We start from the raw sequence: 22,680 nt of genomic DNA, 5'->3' as shown, positions 1-22,680 counted from the left end.
AAAAGTCAATGCGGACGATGACGTCAGTTCTGCGTCAGTTGGGCCAGCTTGCGTTTTGCTTCCTCGGCCACCTCACCGCCGGCCTCTGCTGCGGTGCTGTAATACTGGATGGCTTCCTGGCGTTTACCCTGCTTGACAGCAACATCACCCAGCCGCAGGTAGGCGATTGATGTCGGCACAACCTGATTGGCCTGGCTCAGGTGTTCGCGGGCTTTGTCATAATTGTTCAGCTCCAGGGCATTCAGGCCGCTGTGAAGCTGGTAAGTGAACATCTCCGGATACAACGACGTGGCCTTGTCGAAGTCTGCGGCGGCTTTATCAAGGTTTTCTTTGGCCCGGTAGATGCGCCCACGAAGTGAGTAGAAAGCGGCTTCTTCCGGTTCTACCTTGATGGCCTCATTCACTTTGGCGAGTGCTTCGTCCAGCTTGTCGTTGCTGGCCAGTTTCATGGCTTCGTCATAGGCATCGTAAGCAGGCTGGCGGCTGCGCAGGAACGACAGCTTCTTCTCGTAGGTTTCTTCGCCCCGATAGCCGCCCGCGCCAATTTTATTGACCAGTTCCTGGTTCTCACGAACGCGTTTCTGTGACGGCGGGTGAGTGGCGAACATGCCTTCAATGAAACTTGTGTCACGGTCCTCAGAGAGCCGCACAAACACTTCCTGCAACTCCACCGCTGCCTGTGGGTCGTATCCGGCGGCTTTCATGTAACGAATGCCGTAGTGGTCGGACTCCAGCTCATCACCCTGGCTGTATTGGGCGAGTGCGAGTTGCGCCCCCATGGCCGCGCCGCCCATGATCAGGCCGGCCCATTCGTTATCAGAGAGGGCAAAACCCAACCCCGCCACGCCTGCGCTGATCAGCATGCCTTGCTGCATGCGCTGGACACTGTGGCGAGCGGCGGCGTGAACAATTTCATGGCCAAGGACTGATGCCAGCTGGGCTTCATCTTCCAACTCCATCAGCAAGCCACGGTTGATGGCAATCTTGCCACCCGGGAGCGCCCAGGCATTGGGCACACTGCTGTTCAACACCACGAACTCGTAGGGCAGGTCGGGCCGATCACTGACCTTTGCCAGCTTCTGGCCTACCTGGCTGACGTACAGATTCAATTCCGGGTCGAGATAGAACTGGCCGCCCTGGGTTTGCTGAGTGGGCTTGTATTGCTCACTGCCAATGGAGAGTTCCTGGCTCTCGGGAATCAATGACAGCTGCTTTTCGCCGGTTACCGGGTTGACTGAACAACCTGCGAGGAAGGCCACCAGCACGAAAACGGAAAGATGTCGAAAGCCTTTGTGAACGTTCACGATAAACTCCTTGTTTGAATACCTGGGCAGACCCTGGCAGATATCCGCGGTCGCCATTGCTGGGCATTGGGATGTTTATACCATATCCCTGTGAGCGCCTGTGATACTACCCGTAAGAGCTTGTTGTGTGGAGGCTTTGTTGGCTTTGCGGTATGATCAAAGGCTCCAATTCCCGTTTTATACCGCATCCGGAACGACTTCATGAGCAACTATCTGGAACTCATTGCCCTGGTCTGGTTTTTGATCTGCTGGCTGGGCTATTCCGAGTATTCCAGGCGCAAGGCCAATGATCGACCCTGCCTGTCCAACACACTCGACCTATACCGTGAAGACTGGATGCGCGTGATGCTCCGCCGGGATAACCGCATATCCGACGCGTCCGTGGTTGGCAATCTGGAGCGCAACGGCGCCTTTTTTGCATCCAGCTGCCTGTTGATCCTGGCCGGTATCATTACTGCACTGGGATACACCCAAGAGGTCATGGAAGTGTTCAGTACCATGCCGTTCGGCACCTTGCCCAGCCGGGAAATCTGGGAAATGCGGATGGTCGTGTTGATGGTGATTTTCATCTACGCGTTCTTCAAGTTCACCTGGTCCATGCGGATGTACAATTTCGTCTCCGTGCTGATTGGCAGTGCACCGCTCACAACCGATACCAAGGCAAGTCCTGCTGCCCGGGAAGCCTTTGCAAAGAGCGCCGGAAGGGTTTGCAATCTTGCGGGCGATGCCTTCAACCTGGGGTTGCGCTCTTACTATTACGCATTGGCCGTGGTTTCCTGGTTTATCCACCCGTTGGTATTCATGGGTGCTTCTACCTTGATCGTCATCGTTTTGTACCGTCGGGAGTTCCGTTCTACCGCGCTGAGGGCGCTGCGAGACGGCAAGGTGTTCGAGGAGCCGCTGCCAAAGTCGGACACTGAGAAAGACTCCGGTAAAGAATCGGATAAAGAAACCTAACACTGACGTGATGAGCCGAACGTTATGAAAGATTCCATTGGGATGGATCGGGTGCGCCGGTTTATCGACACCCTGAACCAGGGGCGAGAACTGGGCTTGACGGTAACCGCGGTAAAAAATGGGCAGTTGACGCTGTGCCTGCCGTACAGTGACCGTATCATCGGTAACCCGGACACGGGAGTGATCCACGGTGGCGCCATCACGACGTTGATGGATACGGCGTCTGGCTCCGCGACCCTGTGCGCCCTGGACGAATTCGAGCTATGCCCGACTCTGGACCTGCGAGTGGACTACATGCGCCCGGCCGAGCCCCGTAAACCGGTATATGCTCGGGCGGAAGCCTACAAGGTTACCCGCAACATTATTTTTACCCGTTGCGAGGCCTTCCAGGACCCCGGTGAGACCATCGCGAACTGCGTGGGCACCTTCATGCGGATCGGCAGGGAAGCAACCCCGAAATCCTTCCGCGATCTGATTACCGGAGGCGAAGAATGACCAACCCGGAAATCCTCCGCTATACCCAGGAAACCGGTGACTTCTCCCGCATGCTGGAAAGTATCCCTTACGCCCGGTTTATCGGCCTGGAGTGTGATCGCTATGGCGATGACCTGATCTTCCGCCTGCCGAAGAAGGAAGAAAACCTGGGCAATCCGATACTGCCGGCCATCCATGGCGGGGTGATTGGTGGCTTCATGGAGCTTTCTGCGTTGATTTACCTGATGATGTCCCAGGAAACCCTGCGCATGCCCCGCATTGTGGATTTTTCCCTGGATTACCTGCGTGCCGGCCTCGACCGCGAGACCTTTGCGGAATGTCAGCTCACCCGCCAGGGCAACCGCGTAGCCAATGTGATGATCACCGCCTGGCAGAAGTCCCGCTCCCAGCCCATCGCGACCGCACGGGCGCACTTCCTTCTGGAAGACTGAATTCGTTGGATCGGGGTTGAAATGCCCCGGTCTAGCCCCATTTCTGGTTCTAACAACTCAGGCACTGGTGCAGGCAAGCAGTTGAGGATGGGCTTACGAAACACGCCTCGAGACGTCCCTGTGCGGCTCGGGCTCCGCCATCCATGGCTCCGCACGGTTTCGTAAGCCCATCCTCAACTGCTCGCCCGGGCTCCGTGCCAGAATCAGTATTACTCAATAGTCGGGTGGCGTGGGTTTGAAGCCCTGTCCAAAACCGTGCGGAGCCATGGATGGCGGAGCCGAGCGTACATGGATGTATTCACAGCGTGTTTTGGACAGGGCTTCGAACCCGCGCCGCTCCACCGAAGCAAACACAGCAGGAGACAAAACAAGCCATGACGGTTGAATCGCAAAAAGAGACCCTGGGTTTTCAGACCGAAGTTAAGCAGCTGCTTAACCTGATGATCCACTCCCTGTACTCCAACAAGGAAATTTTCCTTCGTGAGTTGATTTCCAACGCGTCGGATGCGGAAGACAAACTGCGTTTCGCTGCATTGAAAGACGACAGCCTGTTCGAGGGCGACCCGGAACTGAAAATCCGCCTCGACTTCGATGCAGAAAAGAACACCGTCACGCTGAGCGACAACGGTATTGGCATGAACCGGGACGATGTTATCCAGAACCTGGGCACCATCGCCAAGTCCGGCACTGCGGAGTTTCTCAAGCAGCTTTCCGGTGATGAGAAGAAGGACAGCAAGCTGATCGGTCAGTTTGGTGTCGGCTTCTATTCCTCATTCATCGTGGCCGATTCCGTGGAAGTGTTTACCCGCCGCGCCGGTGCACCGGTGGAAGAGGGCGTTCATTGGCAGTCTGCGGGTGATGGCCAGTTCACCATTGAGAATGTGGACCTGAACGAGCGCGGCACGCAGATCGTCCTGCACCTGAAGGATGACGCCAAGGAATTTGCCGACGGTTTCCGTCTGCGCAACCTGGTGAAGAAGTACTCCGACCACATTTCTTTCCCGGTGGTGATGAAGTCCGAATCTGAAGAAGAGGGTGAAAAGGGCGAGTATGAGACGGTCAACGACGCCACCGCCCTGTGGACGCTGTCTCGCAGTGAGATCAAGGACGAGGAGTACAAGGAGTTTTACAAGCACATTGCCCACGATTTCGAAGACCCGCTGACCTGGTCGCACAATAAGGTGGAAGGCAAGCTCGATTACACCAGCCTGCTGTATGTGCCTGGGCGTGCGCCGTTTGACCTGTATAACCGGGAAGCGCCCCGCGGCCTGAAGCTGTACGTGCAGCGCGTGTTCATCATGGACGACGCAGAGCAGTTCCTGCCGTTGTACCTGCGCTTCACCAAGGGTGTGATCGATTCCAACGACCTGTCACTGAACGTCTCCCGTGAGATCCTGCAGAACGACAGCACCGTTGAAAGCATCCGTACAGCGGTGACCAAGCGGGTTCTGGATATGCTGTCCAAGCTGTCCAAGAAAGAGCCGGAGCAGTACCAGAAGTTCTGGAATGAATTTGGCACTGTGCTGAAGGAAGGCCCGGCGGAAGACTTCAGTAACCGCGAGAAAATCGGCGGCCTGCTGCGCTTTGCGTCCACCCATACCGGTGAGCAGGCGCAGACCGTGTCTCTGGATGAGTACATCGGCCGTATGAAGGAAGGCCAGAGCAAGATTTACTACATCACCGCCGACAACTTCATGGCCGCCAAGAGCAGTCCGCACCTGGAAGTGTTCCGCAAGAAAGGCATCGAGGTGCTGATCCTCTCTGACCGCATCGATGAGTGGATGATGGGCTACCTGAACGAGTACGACGGCAAACAGTTCCAGGACGTTGCCCGTGGTGATCTCGACCTTGGCGAAGTGGAAACTGAGGAAGACAAGAAGCACAAGGAAGAGGCTGCCGAGGAACACAAGAACCTGCTGGAGCGCATCAAGACCGCACTGGATGACCGGGTGCAGGAAGTGCGGGTAACCAACCGCCTGACTGATTCACCGGCCTGCCTGGTGGTTGGCGACTTCGATATGGGCGCGCAGATGAAGAAAATCATGGAAGCGGCGGGCCAGAAAGTGCCCGACAGCAAGCCGATTTTCGAGATCAACGTTGAGCATCCGCTGGTTCAGCGCCTTGAGAACGAGCAGGGCGAGGACCGCTTCAAGGAGCTGTCTGCAGTATTGCTGGACCAGGCCACATTGGCCAGTGGTGAACAACTGCAGGACCCGGGCGCGTATGTAAGCCGCCTGAACCGCCTGCTGCTTGAGCTTGCCAACTAAGGCCGCCTGATGCAGCAGATTATCGTGGACGTCGATATCAGCCCTGATGAGTGGATCAAGCTCTATCAGGGTTCGGCGACGGACGTCCACACCAGGGCCCGGGACGGGCGTTCCGTCCGCTTCCCGGCCCGTATTCTCTCCCGCTTTTACCTTCGTGACGGCGTCCAGGGCAGTTTCCGTATCCTGTTTGATGACCAGGGCAAGTTCGTCAGCGTGGAACGCTTGTAATTCCGGCCTACCAACGCCCTTAAAAGTTCTCTACAATTCCCACCCGTTTATTCCTTGATCAATTCGTGGAGCCCCAATGCGAATAATCCTTGCCCCAATGGAAGGGCTGGTTGATGCACCCATTCGAGAGACACTGACAGCCGTTGGTGGCATCGACCGGTGCGTAACGGAATTTATTCGCGTGACTCAGGGCATGCTGCCGCCCCGTATTTTCTACAAGTACGCCCCGGAACTGCACAACGGCTGCGAAACCCAGGTTGGCGTGCCGGTGGCCGTTCAACTGTTGGGCTCGGACCCCGTCCAGATGGGCCGGCATGGCGCCAAGGCGGTGGAGCTGGGCGCCACACAGGTTGATATCAATTTCGGTTGCCCCGCCAAGACTGTGAACAAGCACAAGGGTGGCTGTGTGCTCATGCGCGAGCCCGAATTGATGCAGCAGATTACGGAAGCGGTTCGTGCCGCCGTACCTGCCCATGTGCCGGTGACCGCGAAAATGCGTCTGGGGTACGATGACCGTTCCATGGGCGTTGCCTGTGGCCAGGCGCTGGAAGCGGCCGGCGCGTCCGAAATCGTGGTTCACGCCCGCAGTAAGGTGGATGGATACAAGCCGCCGGCTTACTGGGAAGATGTGGCCCGAGTCAGGGAAGCGGTTAATGCCCATGTGATCGCCAATGGCGAGATCTGGACCGTGGCGGATTACTGGCGCTGCCGGGAGGTCTCCGGCTGTGACGATGTGATGATTGGTCGTGGGCTGATCGCCCGACCGGATCTGGCACGGCGGATTCGTGCCAGTCAACGTAAGGAGTCGGTGGCGGATATGACCTGGCCCGAGGTGGTCAGGCTGGTAGAGGGCTACGCCGTTGCGCTGCAGGAACGCCTTGAAGACAGGTTCGTGACCGGCCGTATCAAACAATGGCTGAACTATCTGCGTGGCGGCTACGCGGAGGCCCAGTGGCTGTGGCCTGAAGCCAGAAAGATCCGTGACGTGGCACCCATGCTGGCTTGCCTGCGACAGCCCGTCCCGGTGACTGAAGCTGCATAGATCTGTTCACGTTTACTGCTCCGGAATTCCATTCTCCAGCTACACTGCTATGAAGTGACGCATCCATCGTATTGGTTACGGTACCGCCAAAAACCGTGGAGAGGGAGAAATGAACAACGCCTGCAAGAGCCTGGTTGCTGCCTTTCTGGCAAGCACCGTATCGCTGTCGGCTGCCGCCGACTCCGTCAAGGTCACCCCGCTTGGGAGCCATGATGGCGAATTCTGCGCCATGGACCGGGCGCTCATCTTTGAAGACCCCAATGGCACCCGTATTCTCTATGACGCCGGTCGAACCGTTGCGGGTGCCGATGATCCCCGATTAGGCAACATTGATGTGGTGCTGGTCTCCCACGTTCATGGCGACCATGTGGGGGATCGCCATATCCGCGACGTCAATCAGGGTAGCTGTGGTGGGCCGGAGGTTCCGGTGGTGGTGCTTCCCGAGTCCAATTCCGTGAACATCACCGCCGCCAAGAAGGCAAAGATCGTAACGGGTAGCGAAATGCCGGCGTTTTTCGCCAGCAAGCTCAAAAGCGTTGAGGGTAATCCAGAGGATTCACTGCTGGTGAGGTTCGGGGCTGAACGGGTGGTGGGCGGTGTGGCCATCACGACCGTGCCCGCCGTGCACAGTAACGGCCTGTCGCCGAGCTTTCTCACCGGCCCGCTGGCGGAATACCTGAAAGCGGCGGGCGTCGGCGCCAGTGTCGGACCGCCCACCGGCTACGTGCTCACGTTCACCAATGGCCTGGTGGTGTACCTGTCCGGCGATACCGGTATCACCGCTGAGCAGAAACTGGTTGTCAAAGACCACTACGGCGCCAGCCTTGTGGTTCTCAACATCGGTGACACCTACACCACGGGCCCGGAAGAGGCGGCCTACGTGGTAAATGACCTGATCACGCCAAACGCGGTGATCGCGTCCCACGCCAATGAGGCCGCCACACAGGATGGCATGGTCCGGGACGGAACGCGCACCAAACAGTTCATCAGCCTGTCCTCAATGCCCGTTCACGTTCCTCTTAGTGGCAAAACCATGAGCTTTGATGGTACTGCCCACTGCACCGACGGTTGTTGAAAGGAAGGCTGGCCGTAGCGGTCAGCCTTCCATTTCTGATGAGTATTGCCCCAGGGTGGCCAGGCTGTTCAACTTGGCACGTTTAACCATTGCGGCCTGGGCAGCTTCGCGGTTGGAGGAAATACCTGCCCAGGCTTTCTGGGCCGGCTCCTGCAGTGCCCGCCCGTAGGAAAAGCTGAGTGTCCAGGGCAGGGGCGGGCCACTGTTCATGGCGTTCAGGTTCAGGGTCGCTTCCGCCGGGGTCTGGCCACCGGACAGGAAGTTGATACCAGGCACCGCTGCCGGCACCACACGCCGGAACACTCCCAAGGTGTGTTTTGCCACGTCCTCTGGGCTTGCCTTCTGGCCATTGGCGTTGCCAGGCGTCACCATGCTGGGTTTGAGGATCATGGTCTCAAGCTCAACACGATGGCGTCGCAGGGCCTGAAATACCTCGTTGATAACGGCCTCGTTCACCTCCGCGCTTCGCTCGATGCTATGGTTGCCATCGATCAGCACTTCGGGTTCCACAATGGGCACCACGCCGCAGGACTGGCAGATGGCGGCATAGCGTGCCAAGACCTCGGCATTTGCCTCGATGGCGGCGCGACTGGGGTTGGTATCGGTGATGTGGTAAACGTTCCGCCACTTGGCAAACCGCGCACCGAGTTGTTTGTAGTCTTCAAGCCGTTGGGCTAGCCCATCCAGGCCCTCGGTAATCTCATCACCGGGTGCATTAATCATCGGGCCCTTGCCCTTATCCACCTTAATGCCGGGCACAATGCCCTGTTTTGCCGCCACAGAGGGTAGGCTGGCGCCATCGTCCGCGTGCTGTCGCAGGGTTTCCTCGAACAGGATCACACCACTGACGTACTCTCCCAGCCCCGGCGCAGCGAGAATCAGGTTGCGGTAGTGTCGTCGGTTCTCTTCGGTGGATTCCACACCAACCGCCTTGAACCGTTTGGCGATGGTTGGGTTGCTCTCGTCCGCCGCCAGAATGCCCTTACCTTCGCAGACCAGTTCACGGATGGTGCTTTCAAGCTGTTCCTGAGTGTTCATCCAAAACTCCCGTCGCTATGCCAGTGAACGTTTAAAACTCTGGTTTCAAACCCCGAGTGTTCAGTATAGATCTTCAGCAAGCAGATCACAGTTATCAACCGGTAACTCGCGGGAGATATAGTGATAAACAAAAACTATGGTATTGGTACGAAAAAACAACCTGAACTAATAGTGAAAAATGGGAGTACATTGACTAGATTGGTAGCTGATTGGTTCAGTTTGTCAGTGCAACAACGATCAATGAAACAGTGAAATAGATGGTAGCAACCCACGGAGAGAGTGATATGAGCGGAAACGAAGGTAAATGCCCGGTTATGCACGGGGCCCGCACAAAGCTGCAGGACGAGGGTCCGGGTGTCAACGATTGGTGGCCGAACCAGCTGAACCTGGGTATTTTGCACCAGCACAACCCCAAGTCTAACCCGTTGGGGGAAGACTTCAACTACGCCGAAGAATTCAAGAAACTTGACCTGCCTGCGGTCAAGAAAGACATCGAAGCCGTATTGAAAGATTCACAGGACTGGTGGCCCGCGGATTACGGCCATTACGGTCCGTTCATGATCCGTATGGCATGGCACAGCGCCGGTACCTATCGAACCGGTGATGGCCGCGGTGGTGCCGGCACCGGCAACCAGCGTTTCGCGCCCATCAACAGCTGGCCTGACAATGGCAACCTGGACAAAGCTCGCCGCCTGCTATGGCCTGTCAAACAGAAGTATGGCAACAAGCTGTCCTGGGCCGACCTGTTTATCCTGACCGGCAACGTGTCCCTTGAGTCCATGGGCTTCAAGACCTTTGGTTTTGCCGGTGGTCGTGAGGACATTTTCCAGCCCGAGGAAGACATTTACTGGGGTGCGGAAAGGGAATGGCTGGCCACCAGCGACAAGCCGAACAGCCGTTATTCCGGTGATCGCGATCTGGAAAACCCCCTGGCTGCGGTACAGATGGGTTTGATCTACGTGAATCCGGAAGGCCCGGATGGGAATCCGGACCCGCTGGCATCGGCTCGTGACATTCGCGAGACCTTTGCTCGCATGGCGATGAATGACTATGAAACAGCAGCCCTGACCGCTGGCGGTCACACCTTTGGTAAGACCCACGGGGCCGGTGATCCCGACAAAGTTGGTCCAGAACCGGAAGCAGCGCCGATCGAAGAGATGGGCCTGGGCTGGAAGAGCAGCCATGGCAGCGGCAAGGGCCGTGATGCTATCACCAGTGGTCTCGAGGGCGCCTGGACGCCCAGCCCCACCCAGTGGGACATGAGCTATTTTGACGTGCTGTTTGGCTACGAGTGGGAACTGACCAAGAGCCCGGCCGGCGCCCAGCAGTGGCGGCCGAAAGGATTGACCGAGAAAGACATGGCGCCTGATGCGGAAGATCCGTCCAAGCGCGTGGGAATCATGATGTCCACCGCCGATATGGCGATGAAGCAGGACCCGGAATACCGCAAGATCTGCGAGCACTTCCATAAGAACCCGGAAGAGTTTGCGGACGCCTTTGCTCGCGCCTGGTTCAAGCTGACCCACCGCGATATGGGCCCGAAAGCCCGCTATCTCGGCCCGGAAGTGCCGGCAGAAGACCTGATCTGGCAGGATCCGGTGCCAGCGGTCGATCACGAACTGATCAATGCCCAGGACATTGCTGACCTTAAGAGCAAGATCCTGGGAGCGGGTCTGTCGGTCTCCGAGCTGGTTTACACCGCATGGTCTGCCGCGTCGACGTTCCGTGGCTCCGATCTGCGCGGTGGGGCCAACGGCGCCCGCATCCGCCTGGCTCCCCAGAAAGACTGGGAAGTAAACGAGCCACAGCAACTGGCGAAGGTGCTGCAGGCGCTTGAAGGCATCCAGAAGTCCTTTAACGATGCCCAGTCGGGCAACAAGAAGGTTTCCCTGGCTGACCTGATCGTGCTCGGCGGTAATGCCGCGGTTGAGAAGGCCGCCAAGGATGCAGGCCACAGCATCGACGTGCCGTTCTCACCAGGACGCACCGATGCAACCGATGACCAGACGGACGTTGAAGCCTTTGACTGGCTCAAGCCCGAAGCGGACGGCTTCCGCAACTATCGCCGCGCGGCGTTCACCGTTTCCGACGAGGAAATGTTGATCGACAAGGCGCAGTTGCTGAACCTGAGCGCACCGCAGATGACGGTGCTGGTAGGTGGCTTGCGGGTACTGGGTGCCAATTACAAGCAATCGAAGCACGGTGTATTGACCAACTCGCCGGGCAAACTCACGAACGATTTCTTCGTGAACCTGACCGACCTTAACACCGAGTGGAAGCCAACATCGGCTGACGCGGACGTGTTTGAAGGGCGCGATCGCAAAACCGGCGACGTGAAGTGGACCGGTACCCGTGTGGACCTGATCTTCGGTTCCAACTCGCAGCTTCGCGCGGTGTCTGAGGTGTATGCCCAGGCAGACGCGAAGGAGAAGTTCGTCAAGGACTTCGTCACCGCCTGGAACAAGGTGATGAACGCGGATCGCTTCGATCTGTCGTGATTGAATGCCCGCACCAAAGTGCGGGCATTTCGATAGTAAAACGGCGTTTCAATGAAAGTTGAAACGCCGTTTTTTTATGCAAGTTCTGCTATTCAGAGCCCCTGGGCACCCCTGCGAAGCCAGTCATGCACAAACGCCAGCTTGTGGCGCGCGAAATCCGACAGAACAAAGGGGTACAGGTCAGACAGACCCATTGATCGGTTTACATGGTTCACGCCCATGGCGATGGACGCGGCGATATGGATCAAACGCTGGGCGTCTGGTTCTGAATAGGGATCCCAGTTCGGACCTGGCACTTCCGGAGAGGTTAAACCGGAGGCCACAAAGCTGTCGGTCAGGTCCGTCAGGTGTAACAGATGCGCCGTGGTTTCCGCCCAGTCTTCATGGGGATGGGCCGAGGCATAGCTGGTGAGGTAGAACTTTTTCCAGTCCTGCGGCGGGCCGTTCTCATAGTGGTGCTGAAGTGCACCCGGGTAGCTGATGCGCTCGTCACCAAACATTGCGCGGAAGGCATCCAGGAAGTCCTCACGCAGGCTCAGACGCCACCAGAGCATGTGGGCAATCTCATGGCGCATGTGGCCAATCATCGTTCTGTAGGGCTCTTCCAGCGCCTCCCTGCGGGTGGTGCGCAGCACCGGGTCTGCCTCTGCGACACTGATGGTGACGACGCCCTGGGCGTGGCCCATTGGCACCGGAGTAGGGCCCTCGGCGAGCATATGGAACACCGGCCTTGCGCCGGGGTCTTCCGGGCGAAACCAGTGCCAGCGACCCAGATTATCGATCACCCAGCGTTTGGAGGCCTCGGTTTGGGCCCAGTTGGGGATGGCGTTGGCAATCGATGGGTCTGGTGCCAGCGCCGTCATTGCACAGGCGCGACAGAAAGCGCCTTGCTCCGGTGCGATCCAGTTGCAGCCAATCACGTCCCGGTTGGCGCAGAAGGGTGGCATCGGTAGAAATGCTCGTGCCTGGGGGTCGTAGGCCACAGGCGTACCGTCAGCCGTAGCAAGATTATCAAACCAGAGAGAGCCGGAACCGACGGGATTGGCGAAAACGCGCATAAAGAAAGTCTTCCAGCGGAATGGACTTCGAGTATAGGAATTGACTGCGCCGGATGTCCAACCCTGCGTTGACGGGCTTGTCAGATATTTCACATGTGTAGTATATTTGATTCACATGTGAAGTAACTGGATGACTAATGGATAAACGGTTTTTCTATCTCCTGAACAAGGCCCGCCATCGAGTTTACAAACACGCTGACCAGCGCAGCGAAGAAGCGCTGGGTATTTCGGTCACCCAGGTGGGGGCTCTGTTGCTGGTTGCGGGTGACGAGGGGTGTCTGCTGAAGGACCTGGCCCACAGCCTGCACCTGAACAGTTCCGCGCTGACGGGGCTGGCCGGGCGGATGGAGAACAAGGGCCTGTTGGAGAGACGCACCTGTGACAGGGATGGCCGTGCATCCCGCCTGTATCTCACCGATGTCGGGCGCGAGAAAATCGAGAGCGCCAAACCGCTAATCACGGAATTGAACAATCGTATGACCGAGGGTTTCAGTGACGAAGAAGTGACCGTCATCCTTAAGTTCCTCAATCATCTCGCCAACGATTTCTGACACCAGGGCAAGGTATTCGGCAAGTATCAGGAGAACTATCATGAGTGCCAGGGAGTCTTCATTACCCCCAACCAATAGAAAGGATGTGCCCGTCACAACACCGGGTGGTCATCGAATCCAGCTTCGGGTATTTCCTGCGGCTCAGTCCAGTTCGGTCGTCATCGTAGCTGGCGCTATGGGTGTGGGGCAGCATTGCTACGAGAAATTCGCACGCTATCTGAGCAGCCAGGGCTTTACCGCGATAACCTTCGATTATTTCGGTATGGGCGCCTCCCTGAACAGCCATCTTCGGGATTGCCCGGTCAAGGTGACGGAGTGGGGGAGTGAAGACTGCCGGGCGGTTATCGACTTCGCCCGGCAGCATTACCCAGGGCAGCGTCTTCAATGGATTGGGCACAGCGTCGGTGGCCAGTTGCTGGGTATGACGCCGAACGTAAACGATCTGGATCACGCGGTTACCGTCGCCTGTGGCAGCGGCTATTGGCGTGAGAATTCACCACCCACCAAACGCATTGCCTGGTTTTTGTGGTATTTCATGGCACCTGTCAGTGTGCGGATGTTTGGCTATTTTCCCGGAAAGCGCCTGAACATCGTGGGTGACTTACCGCCCAATGTGATACGCCAATGGCGGCAATGGTGCCTCGACCCCGAATACGCGGTGGGGAAAGAAGGCCGGGCACTGCGCGAGCAGTTCGCTGCGGTAAAGGTACCCATTTCCGCCGTTGCCTTCTCTGATGACGAAATGATGTCCCGGCGGAATGTTGATTCACTGCACAGTTTCTACACTCACGCGGCTGTCACGATGCACCGAGTTCATCCGAAGGAGGTTGGCGAAAGTCGCATTGGCCATCTTGGGTGGTTCCGCGAGCAATATGAAACGTCGATCTGGCAAAACACGTTGCTGCCACTGCTTCGTTGATCGGGCAGAATGTTCACTCTGGCGGGCGCTTCAGTGCGACGATTTTCGCGCCCGCCAGAATCGAGCGATGGCCGGTTTAACGCTTACGCCATGAACCAGGATCGACAGGGCGACCACCACCAGGGTCAGGTGAATCAACTCCAGGGCAATGTTTTCCGGCAGCCCATGTTGGATGGCGTACATCAGATAGTAGAGGGAGCCAATGCCCCGCACACCGAACCAACCCGCGAGATTTCGCAACCGGATCGGCGCCTTGCTGCCGAGCAGGCCAAGGTGAACACTGATGGGGCGGGCGACGAAGAACAGAAAGGCGGCGAAACCAACCGCGCGCCAGCTCCATGAATCCCAGAACAGGGAACCGCCAATCAGCAGGACCAGAACGATTTCTGCCAGCCTCTCCAGATGTTCGTTGAATATCAGAGAGCTCTGATGCACATGGGCAATGGCCAGCGGCGCCTCGCCCGGATAGGTTTCTCCGGACGTTGCATCTGAATAGGACTGCTTAAGACCGGCCAGCTTCAGTTCGGTATGCCGCAATGCCACTGCCGCGCTGAATACCGCCAGAAATCCCCAGGCATTGACCAGCAGACTGATGCCATAGGCAAACGCAATCAGGCCCAGCCCAAGAAAACTTTCCAGAAACTCGGAGTGGGTGAACGTGGTGCGCAGTTTCTGAACCAGCCAGCCGACCAGGCAGCCGGCCACAATGCCGATGACGATTCCCGCGCCGCTGGCCCAGACAACATCAACCGCGAACCATCGCCACCCGACGTCTCCCAGATCATGCAAACCTAACAGTCCGAGCCCCAGCATCACGAAAGGAAAGGCGCTGCCGTCGTTCATTCCTGCTTCACTGGTTAGCGCAAACCGCAGCCGGTCAGGATCATCGGCATGCCGAACCTGTACTTCGGTGGCAAGCACCGGATCGGTGGGCGCCACTACGGCACCAAGCAGTACGGCTGCGCCTAGGGGCAGGGCCAGCCAGAAGTATCCAAACAGCGCCACAATACCCACGGTCAGCGACATTGACACAACCGCCAGTCTCAGGGGGTTGCGCCACCGCCTGAAGGTCACCGGTGCAGGCATTTTCACGCCCGCGCAGTACAGCGAAATCAACACGGCTATTTCGGTCAGTAGTTCCAGCAGTGCGGATTCTTCAAGTGGGTTGAAGTGGAACAGTCCAAAGCCCATCGGGCCGACAACAAAACCGACCAGCAGGTACACAATGGCTGACGTGGCAGGCCCGTTTTTGATGTAGGACGCCGTAAAGCCCACTAACAGAAGAAGGGCGCCCAGTAATAGAAACCAGGTAGCAGTGGTCATAGGTAACTCAGTAAGAGAGTGGTGAAGTAAAGGCCTCGCGGTAATCGAGATTCCTAACGATGCGCTCTTATCCGGAATTCTGCCAGCGGAAAGCCCCGAGTTTCCTATACGGTTCAGTAATTACCGATGCGGCCGCGGGTATCGGTGAATCGGGGGCTTGACCTAAACTAAGGTTTAGGTCTTATCGTCCATAACCACATCCACAATACAGCGAGGAGACCAATATCATGAGCCAGGACATTGAGGTGGGCGTTATCTATGGCAGCATCCGTGAGGCCCGGCGTAACAATCCTTATGGGGAGGTAACGGCATGAATACAGCGGTTAAGGAAGACTCTATTTCCCTGAACGGAGCACGTGTTCTGGTGTTGGGGCGTTCCGATGCGGTCCTGGAAGCGGTGCTGAGTGAACTCCGGGCCCTGGGTATCGATGCCAGGGGCACGGCTGAGCCTGAGAAGGCAACGGAACGTTACGACGCCCGGGATTATGATCTCATTGCTCTTGGGCGAGGTCTTCTTGGTGAAGCCGGCCAGTCCCTCAAAGCACAGTTCCGGGAGCGCAACGCCGATGTGCGCTTCCTGGATACCTACGCCCCCTTTGCGGTCTATGAGATTGCCACGGCTCTGGAGTGCTCGTACCCACCGAATGTGGACCTGGAGCCTTACCTGGCACGCATCGGTAGTGAGGGGCCCGTGGCACCGACCCTGGAGACTCTCAAAGAACTCCATGAGCGCCATCCGGACGCCATCCCGTTCGAGGCCATTGATGTACTGCTGGAGCGCGGCGTGAATATCGCCCCAGATGCCGTAGAAGACAAGCTGGTCCATGGCAGGCGCGGTGGTTACTGCTTTGAGCACAATGGCCTGTTCAAGAGAGTGCTTGAGGCCATCGGTTTCCACGTGGAAGGCCTTTCTGCCCGCGTACGCTGGAATGCAGCACCCGGCACGGCCCCGCAGCCATACTCTCACATGGCGCTAAGGGTTGTTGTGGACAACGTGCCGTGGCTGGTGGACGTGGGTTTTGGAGGCTGCGTACTCACGACGCCGCTCCGCATGGACACGATAGAACCCCAGGCCACTTCCCACGAGACTTTTCGGCTGATCCCGTTCGGGCCGGGAATGCTGCTACAGATGTGGATAGACGAGCAATGGAAGCCCGTCTACGAGTTGTCTGGAGAACCCCGTCTGGAAGGTGACTACGAGGTTGCCAACTGGTACACCGCTGAGCACCCGGATTCACACTTCCGGAAAAACCTGATGGTGGCTCGCACCACCACGGAGGCCCGCTACACACTGCTGAACGGCCGCTATACGGTCCGTTATTCCGATGGCCGTACTCACCGGGAGGTCCTGGAGGCAGATGGTATAGAACGGGTGCTGGCGGATACATTCCAACTGCCGGTGCAACCGGACTGGCGCCCAATGATTGAGCGTGCTGCCTTGCTGACCGAGCGCTAGCATGGCCCCTGCTGAATTCAGTCCCCCGAGAGGGCCTGATTCACCGCCTGCGCCGCATGGATCGCCGTTGTGTCATACAGCGGGACGGGGGTATCGGTCTGCTTGATCAGCAGGCCGATTTCCGTGCATCCCAGGATGACAGCTTGCGCACCTTGCTCGGCCAGTGAGTTGATGACGGCCAGATACGTTTCCCGGGAAGCCGCCTGGATCTCGCCTTGGCAGAGTTCTTCGTAGATGACCCGATGAACCTCCGCCCGCTGGGGAGCATCCGGTGTGACCACCTCAATGCCAGCCGCTTCCAGGCGCTCGCGGTAGAAGGCCTGCTCCATGGTAAACCGTGTGCCCAGGAGCCCCACGCGCTGGATATTGTCCTGTGTCAGCACCTTCGCTGTGGCATCGGCAATGTGAAGCAGGGGGATGTTGATAGCCTCTTCAATCTCCGGCGCTACTTTGTGCATGGTGTTGGTGCCGATCATCAGAAAATCCGCTCCCGCGTTCTCCAGGGAAAGCGCTGCGCCGGAAAGAATCCTGGCGGTTGCCGGCCAGTCTCCCTGGTGTTGAAGCGCTTCAATTTCCGCGAAGTCCACGCTATAGAGCACCAGCTTTGCGGAATGCAATCCGCCCAGACGTGATTTCACGCCCTCATTGATCAGCCGGTAATAGGTTTGAGTGGATTCCCAACTCATGCCGCCAAGAAGGCCAATGGTTTTCATAAAACGCTCCCTGTTCTAACAATGGTAGACACGATGAGACTAACAAATACGTCCGTAGCTGTATTGGATAGTTGAACATCTCAGGTATTCGGGGCAATGTGGAACTTCCCGAACATACGCATAGGAGCGGTGCCGTGAGTAATGTATTGGAGTCTGCCGAACAACGTTGCGACGCTATCGAGGCACCCTGCAGTGCAATTCAAACCATACTGAGCCCTCGCATCACGGATCTCGGTGGGTTTTCCGTGCGCCGCCTGCTACCGACTGCAAAACAGAAAATGGTTGGCCCCTGGATCTTTTTTGATGAAATGGGGCCGGCGGATTTTCCGGCGGGGCAGGGCATCAATGTGCGCCCGCATCCGCACATTGGCATAGCAACCGTGACCTACCTGTTCGAGGGCGAGATTCTCCATCGGGATTCCATCGGCAGCCTCCAGCCCATCCGCCCCGGCGACATTAACCTGATGGTGGCCGGCCGTGGCATCACCCATTCTGAACGTGAACGCCCCAGCATCACAGTAGAGGATCACCGGCTGCATGGCCTGCAGCTCTGGCTGGCGCTGCCGGAAGACCACGAGGAGACAGAGCCAGCTTTCCATCATTATCCAAGTGACGACATCCCAGCGATCACCATCCAGGATGTCCCGGTACGGGTTATGATCGGTAGCGCCTATGGTGTGGCTTCCCCGGTGCGACAATTCAGCGACACCCTATATCTGGAAGCCTCCCTCAAAGCCGGGCAGACACTCGAGCTGCCCGATGCCCCCGAACGTGCTGTTTACGTGGCCCAGGGCGCCCTGACGGCCCACGGCTCCGAACTGCCAGCGCACAGTATGACTGTGTTTGCTCGTGAACCGGGCGTATCCGTCACCGCTACGGAAGACACCCGCATCGCGGTGATCGGCGGTGAACCTGTAGGCCGCCGGTTTATCGAATGGAACTTTGTATCGTCCCGGAAAGAACGAATCGAGCAGGCCAAGGACGATTGGCGGGCAGGGCGGTTTGATAAGGTGGTTGGGGACGAGACGGAGTTCATTCCTTACGAATAAAGCGCTTTCCTGTTCGGGTTATGGTTGAATGAAATTTGACCAGATAGGCAGTCGCGTGTCTGTGAAACAGGATTGCGGTCGGAGCAACTGTCATGAGCGAGGATGTGCTTTCCGGATTGCTTCGTCGTATTCGCCTGCGCGGAGCACTGTTCTTCCATGTTGAATGTGCAGGTACCTGGGTGATCGAGGCGCCCGCCTCGGTCTTGATTTCTGGCGCCGTCCTGCCGGCCTCTGAGCACCTGATGGAATACCATGTTGTGCTGCATGGGACCTGTTGGGCAGGCATAACGGGGGAGCCATCGTTTGAAATGAACGCCGGGGATGTCATTCTCTTTCCCCATGGTGATGCCCATGTGATGTCCTGTGCTCCCGGACTCAGGGCGGAGCCCGACCTTCCATTCCTGATTGCAAATCTCAAACGGCGTGCCGGCTTACCGTTTATGGTGCACCAGCAGGACAACAAACGCGTGCGTCCGGCCACTCCTCATGACGAAACCGACATGTCCCAGCCAGTTGCCACGCTGTTGTGCGGCTTTCTGGGATGCGATCTCGGCCCCTTCAATCCTTTGCTCACGTCATTACCACGGATTATCCATGCTCGGGCCAGCGAGTTGTCTGAAAACAGCTGGACCGGCCAGTTGGCCAGGCTTGCGCAAGCCGAATCTGGCGCGAGACGGCCCGGTGGTGAAGCCGTTCTGGAACGGATGAGTGAAATGATGTTTGTGGATCTTATCCGGCTTTACCTGAGCACGATGCCGAAAACGCAGACCGGATGGCTCGCGGCCTTGAAGGATCGGCACCTGAGCCGGGTTCTCAGCCTGATGCACAGCCAGCCGGCGGAAGCCTGGACCCTGGAAAAGCTCTCGAGTCATGCCGGCCTTTCGCGTTCGGCGCTGCAGGAGCGTTTCGTTGAACTGATTGGGCGGCCACCCATGCAGTATCTTCGATGCTGGCGGATGCAGGTGGCGTCCAACCTATTGGTTGAGAGTAACGCCAAGCTGGCCACCATCGCCCATAAAGTGGGTTACGAGTCGGAAGAAGCGTTCAGTCGCTCGTTCAAGCGTGCCGTTGGACAAGCCCCGGCGACCTGGCGCCGGGAGAGGTCGTTCCATGAACTCCGGTAGATCAGTCATGCTTGCCGGGCGGAGGATCATTTTGCCCGAACCGGAATACCTCCACTATGGTCATGTGAGCTGCGTGCCCGGTTTTCCTCAGGGAAGAGAGTAGGTTCGTCGCCACGACAACCTCATACCTCCACGAAATCCGGGAGAACGATCATGGAAGCAACTCAAGTTTTTGATGAAAACAAACTCAATGCCTTCGTCGGGCAGGTTCTTGGAGACCTTGGTGGCGCCTACAGCGCCGCCCTGGTCAAGATGGGTGATCGGCTAGGCCTGTATCGGGAGCTACAAAGTGGTGGACCGGCAACCTCGTCTGAGCTCGCCGAGAGAACCGGCTATTCCGAGCGTTATCTACGGGAATGGCTGGCCCATCAGGCGGCCTCGACTTACCTGGACTACAACCAGGCAACCAGGCGTTTCCGATTGCCTCCGGAGCAGGCGATGGTATTCGCAGATGAGAACAGCCCGGTTTATATGATTGGGGGCTTCGAAAATGCCTTTACTACGTTCGAGAACGAACCAAAGGTGCGCGCTGCGTTCCGCACAGGTGAAGGCGTTGCCTGGGGTGACCAGGCTCAATGTATGTTCTGTGCCGTTGCCAAGTTCTTTCGCCCAGGCTACGTGCACAACCTGGTTCAGAGCTGGTTGCCCGCCCTGGATGGTGTGGTAGAGAAATTGCAGCGCGGAGCCCGGGTTGCCGATCTTGGCTGCGGCCATGGCCACTCCACTCTGTTGATGGCAGCGGCGTTTCCCAACTCGACGTTTGTGGGGTTCGACTTCCATGGGGGCTCCATTGACGCTGCCAATGCACACCGTGAAGAACACGGCCTTGACCCCGGCCGAGTGCGCTTTGAGCAGGCGACGGCGAGTGATTTCGAGGAAGGCGATTTCGATCTGGTAACCTGTTTTGATGCCCTGCACGACATGGGAGACCCAGCGGGTACGGCCGCCCATGTGTTCGAAAAACTCAAACCGGATGGCACCTGGATGGTGGTTGAACCAATGGCCGCCGACGAACTCAGTGATAACTTCAACCCGGTTGGACGGCTGTTCTACGCAGCATCCACCAGTATCTGTGTGCCCACAGCCCTGGCACAGAAGACTGGTCTCGCGCTCGGCGCTCAGGCGGGAGAGCGAAAGCTGACAGAAGTAATCAAAGAAGGCGGTTTCCGCAAGGTCCGCAGAGCGGCGGAAACTCCGTTCAACATTGTTCTGGAAGCGCGCGCCTGAACTCGGTGCATGAGGTTCCAGGGGAAATATCGCCTGGAACCTCTTCGCGAACCGCAATTTTGTTCAATACCCGCTTCAGTGTTCAGGGCAAACTCCGCTCATAACCTGAACGGAGAATACCATCCATGAGCCTTTCCCTGATTCTGCCCATGTCCGCGTTTGCGTTGGCGGCGTCCATTTCCCCGGGGCCGGTCAACCTTGTTTGTCTGAGCAGTGGCACCCGCTATCCGGTTTCCCGGGCGCTGATCTTCGTAACCGGGGCAACCCTGGGCTTCATCGCACTGTTCGTTGCCGTGGGGCTGGGGCTCTATTCGCTGCTGACCATGGTGCCGATGCTGGAGACGTTGTTGCGATGGGGCGGTGTCGCATTCCTGCTTTATCTGAGTATAAAGCTGGCCATGGACAGCGGTCAGCTACCGGAAAAAGGTGTTGATAAGGCGCCGGGCTTCGGTACCGGGGCAATCATGCAGTGGCTGAACCCCAAAGCCTGGCTGGCCTCGGCGTCTGGCATCGGCGCCTATACCAGCGCCAACGACTTGAACCAGATCCTGCTGTTTGCGTCGCTCTACCTGCCGATTTGTTGGTTGTCCCTGGCGTGCTGGGTGTATGCGGGGGCTTTCCTGCGGCGATACGTGCAGCGGCCTGCGGTGCTGGTGACCATCAACCGGACTTTGGCTTTATTGCTTGCGATCAGTTGCCTGTATCTGGTGACTGGTTGAGGACTGTCGATACTGATTCGGCGTTGCCGCCATCAGCCGTTTGAACGTGCGCTGGAAATGAGGCTGGTCGGCGAAGCCTGCGTTCAGTGCGGCCTCGGCGATAGGGGTGCCGTTGGCGAGCTCAAGGCGCCCTAGCTGGATGCGGCGGTTGAGAAGATAGGCATGGGGCGTAAGCCCGAAATATTGCCGGAACGCCCGGATCAGGTGGCCGGCGCTGTAACCGGAAATTTCACAGAGCGTATCCAGCGATACGTCTTCTGCCATGTGGTTGTCCAGATAGCGTGCCAGCTCAGTCAGGGTATCCGGCGCCTTTGGTTGCTGCACCACCGGTTGCCGGGCCAACTCGTGCATCAGGTCTGACAGGAACTCAACCACCTCGGTCTGCTTGTCGAGGAGGTCACGCTGAGCCTCCAGAAGGCACTCTGCCATGCGGCAGTAGCGCTCATACCAGATGGGCTCTGACAGGGTGGCAGTGGCAATGTCCTGCCAGTGTGGGGTTGGTAGCAGCCCGGCCCGAAACCGCAGATCTGTCAACCATCCGGTATCCACATACAGCATCAGGTAGGCCCAGGGCTGGTTATCGATGGGATTGCAGGAATGAACCCACTCCGGGTTCATCAGTACCAGATCACCAGCGCGGACATGGAAAAGATCCTCCCGATACTGATAGGTGCTTTCGCCGCCGGTAATAGCGCCAATGGACCATTGCGTATGGCTGTGAGGGGCATAACAGACTTGGCGTCCGTCGCTGACCTTGCGTAATTCCACATGGGGCAGTCGGGCATCGCGCCAGAAAATGGGTTTACTCACGGTGGTGTTGGTCATGCCCGCCATCATATCCTCAGTGCGTTACGTGCCCCTGGGCGCAAACATAATGATGGCCATGCCCGTTAAAGCCACAGCCGTGCCCACCAGATCCCAGACCGTTGGCCGAACGCCATCCACGGCCCATAACCAAAGTATCGCCATAAAGATATAAACACCACCATAGGCTGCGTACACCCGGCCAGCGGCCGTCGGGTGCAGCGATAACAACCAGGCGAACGCGGCCAGGCTCAGGGCGCCGGGGATCAGCAGCCAGATGGTCTTGCCTTCCCGCAGCCACAGATAGGGCAGGTAGCAGCCGACGATCTCGGCCAGGGCGGTCACTAAAAAGAGGCCGACGGTTTTCAATTCTGGCATCACGCTGCTGTTTCCCGTTCAGTA

At 57.8% G+C, this 22,680-nt stretch carries 22 protein-coding genes; 15 read left to right on the top strand and 7 right to left on the bottom strand.

Features of this window, described 5'->3' with window-relative positions; translation table 11 throughout:
* Positions 1-23 precede the first annotated feature (23 nt).
* Positions 24-1,304 (bottom strand): M48 family metalloprotease, encoded by a 1,281-nt coding sequence (locus B3M52_RS06425; RefSeq protein WP_075196936.1) that lies wholly within the window; start codon positions 1,302-1,304, stop codon positions 24-26.
* A gap of 201 nt (positions 1,305-1,505) precedes the next feature.
* Here B3M52_RS06425 and B3M52_RS06420 point away from each other — a divergent pair, with 201 nt between their 5' ends.
* The 7 genes from B3M52_RS06420 (at position 1,506) to B3M52_RS06390 (ending at position 7,799) form a co-directional block, all read left to right on the top strand.
* On the top strand, positions 1,506-2,261 hold the full coding sequence (locus tag B3M52_RS06420) for a DUF599 domain-containing protein (RefSeq protein WP_075196899.1): 756 nt from the start codon (positions 1,506-1,508) through the stop codon (positions 2,259-2,261).
* A gap of 24 nt (positions 2,262-2,285) precedes the next feature.
* Positions 2,286-2,756, top strand: coding sequence for a PaaI family thioesterase (locus B3M52_RS06415; RefSeq protein ID WP_041333114.1), 471 nt, complete (start codon positions 2,286-2,288; stop codon positions 2,754-2,756).
* Entirely contained in the window at positions 2,753-3,187 is a 435-nt protein-coding gene (locus B3M52_RS06410; protein ID WP_007154356.1) for a PaaI family thioesterase, read from the top strand. The genes B3M52_RS06415 and B3M52_RS06410 overlap by 4 nt, the downstream gene beginning before the upstream one ends.
* A gap of 374 nt (positions 3,188-3,561) precedes the next feature.
* Entirely contained in the window at positions 3,562-5,454 is a 1,893-nt protein-coding gene (gene htpG, locus B3M52_RS06405) for a molecular chaperone HtpG (RefSeq protein WP_075196898.1), read from the top strand.
* A 9-nt stretch (positions 5,455-5,463) separates the two neighbouring features.
* Positions 5,464-5,682 carry a DUF2835 domain-containing protein gene (locus tag B3M52_RS06400; RefSeq protein ID WP_036208369.1) on the top strand — a complete coding sequence of 73 codons (219 nt, stop codon included), beginning with the start codon at positions 5,464-5,466 and terminating at the stop codon, positions 5,680-5,682.
* A gap of 76 nt (positions 5,683-5,758) precedes the next feature.
* Positions 5,759-6,724, top strand: coding sequence for a tRNA dihydrouridine synthase (locus tag B3M52_RS06395; RefSeq protein ID WP_036208366.1), 966 nt, complete (start codon positions 5,759-5,761; stop codon positions 6,722-6,724).
* A gap of 109 nt (positions 6,725-6,833) precedes the next feature.
* Positions 6,834-7,799, top strand: coding sequence for an MBL fold metallo-hydrolase (locus tag B3M52_RS06390; RefSeq protein WP_036208364.1), 966 nt, complete (start codon positions 6,834-6,836; stop codon positions 7,797-7,799).
* A gap of 21 nt (positions 7,800-7,820) precedes the next feature.
* Here the strand turns inward: B3M52_RS06390 and B3M52_RS06385 are convergent, their stop codons facing one another.
* On the bottom strand, positions 7,821-8,837 hold the full coding sequence (locus B3M52_RS06385) for a class I fructose-bisphosphate aldolase (protein WP_075196897.1): 1,017 nt from the start codon (positions 8,835-8,837) through the stop codon (positions 7,821-7,823).
* A 284-nt stretch (positions 8,838-9,121) separates the two neighbouring features.
* Between B3M52_RS06385 and katG the strand changes: the two genes are divergently transcribed.
* Positions 9,122-11,335, top strand: a complete 2,214-nt coding sequence (gene katG / locus B3M52_RS06380; RefSeq protein WP_075196896.1) for a catalase/peroxidase HPI — start codon at positions 9,122-9,124, stop codon at positions 11,333-11,335.
* A gap of 92 nt (positions 11,336-11,427) precedes the next feature.
* On the opposite strand, the gene B3M52_RS06375 is transcribed toward katG, so the two are convergent.
* Entirely contained in the window at positions 11,428-12,393 is a 966-nt protein-coding gene (locus B3M52_RS06375) for a zinc-binding metallopeptidase family protein (RefSeq protein WP_075196895.1), read from the bottom strand.
* 137 nt (positions 12,394-12,530) lie between these two features.
* Between B3M52_RS06375 and B3M52_RS06370 the strand changes: the two genes are divergently transcribed.
* Positions 12,531-12,944: a MarR family winged helix-turn-helix transcriptional regulator gene (locus tag B3M52_RS06370; protein WP_036208355.1), complete on the top strand. Its 414-nt coding sequence runs from the start codon at positions 12,531-12,533 to the stop codon at positions 12,942-12,944.
* A 40-nt stretch (positions 12,945-12,984) separates the two neighbouring features.
* On the top strand, positions 12,985-13,863 hold the full coding sequence (locus tag B3M52_RS06365; protein ID WP_036208352.1) for an alpha/beta fold hydrolase: 879 nt from the start codon (positions 12,985-12,987) through the stop codon (positions 13,861-13,863).
* Between the two features lie 30 nt (positions 13,864-13,893).
* Here the strand turns inward: B3M52_RS06365 and B3M52_RS06360 are convergent, their stop codons facing one another.
* Complete coding sequence (locus B3M52_RS06360; protein ID WP_075196894.1) at positions 13,894-15,186, bottom strand: cation:proton antiporter; 1,293 nt, start codon at positions 15,184-15,186, stop codon at positions 13,894-13,896.
* A 310-nt stretch (positions 15,187-15,496) separates the two neighbouring features.
* Here B3M52_RS06360 and B3M52_RS06355 point away from each other — a divergent pair, with 310 nt between their 5' ends.
* Positions 15,497-16,642: an arylamine N-acetyltransferase family protein gene (locus B3M52_RS06355; RefSeq protein WP_083637282.1), complete on the top strand. Its 1,146-nt coding sequence runs from the start codon at positions 15,497-15,499 to the stop codon at positions 16,640-16,642.
* A 17-nt stretch (positions 16,643-16,659) separates the two neighbouring features.
* Here the strand turns inward: B3M52_RS06355 and B3M52_RS06350 are convergent, their stop codons facing one another.
* Positions 16,660-17,355, bottom strand: a complete 696-nt coding sequence (locus B3M52_RS06350; protein ID WP_041333123.1) for an aspartate/glutamate racemase family protein — start codon at positions 17,353-17,355, stop codon at positions 16,660-16,662.
* Positions 17,356-17,489: 134 nt separating this feature from the next.
* Between B3M52_RS06350 and B3M52_RS06345 the strand changes: the two genes are divergently transcribed.
* The 4 genes from B3M52_RS06345 to B3M52_RS06330 all read left to right on the top strand — a co-directional run bounded on the left by B3M52_RS06345 (position 17,490) and on the right by B3M52_RS06330 (position 21,474).
* Positions 17,490-18,404: a pirin family protein gene (locus tag B3M52_RS06345; protein WP_075196893.1), complete on the top strand. Its 915-nt coding sequence runs from the start codon at positions 17,490-17,492 to the stop codon at positions 18,402-18,404.
* Between the two features lie 92 nt (positions 18,405-18,496).
* Positions 18,497-19,528 carry an AraC family transcriptional regulator gene (locus B3M52_RS06340; RefSeq protein WP_075196892.1) on the top strand — a complete coding sequence of 344 codons (1,032 nt, stop codon included), beginning with the start codon at positions 18,497-18,499 and terminating at the stop codon, positions 19,526-19,528.
* Positions 19,529-19,681: 153 nt separating this feature from the next.
* Positions 19,682-20,755: a class I SAM-dependent methyltransferase gene (locus tag B3M52_RS06335; protein ID WP_041333128.1), complete on the top strand. Its 1,074-nt coding sequence runs from the start codon at positions 19,682-19,684 to the stop codon at positions 20,753-20,755.
* A gap of 125 nt (positions 20,756-20,880) precedes the next feature.
* Positions 20,881-21,474 (top strand): LysE family translocator, encoded by a 594-nt coding sequence (locus tag B3M52_RS06330; RefSeq protein ID WP_075196891.1) that lies wholly within the window; start codon positions 20,881-20,883, stop codon positions 21,472-21,474.
* On the opposite strand, the gene B3M52_RS06325 is transcribed toward B3M52_RS06330, so the two are convergent.
* The gene (locus B3M52_RS06325) at positions 21,433-22,299 is read right to left on the bottom strand and encodes an AraC family transcriptional regulator (RefSeq protein ID WP_075196934.1); all 867 of its coding nucleotides are present in this window, start codon (positions 22,297-22,299) and stop codon (positions 21,433-21,435) included. The genes B3M52_RS06330 and B3M52_RS06325 overlap by 42 nt on opposite strands.
* Positions 22,300-22,323: 24 nt before the next feature.
* Complete coding sequence (locus B3M52_RS06320) at positions 22,324-22,656, bottom strand: YnfA family protein (protein WP_036208334.1); 333 nt, start codon at positions 22,654-22,656, stop codon at positions 22,324-22,326.
* Between the last annotated feature and the right edge of the window lie 24 nt (positions 22,657-22,680).

Source organism: Marinobacter sp. UBA2688, assembly GCF_002352785.1.
Taxonomy (GTDB): domain Bacteria; phylum Pseudomonadota; class Gammaproteobacteria; order Pseudomonadales; family Oleiphilaceae; genus Marinobacter; species Marinobacter salarius.
This window is presented reverse-complemented; position numbering and strand designations above follow the sequence as displayed.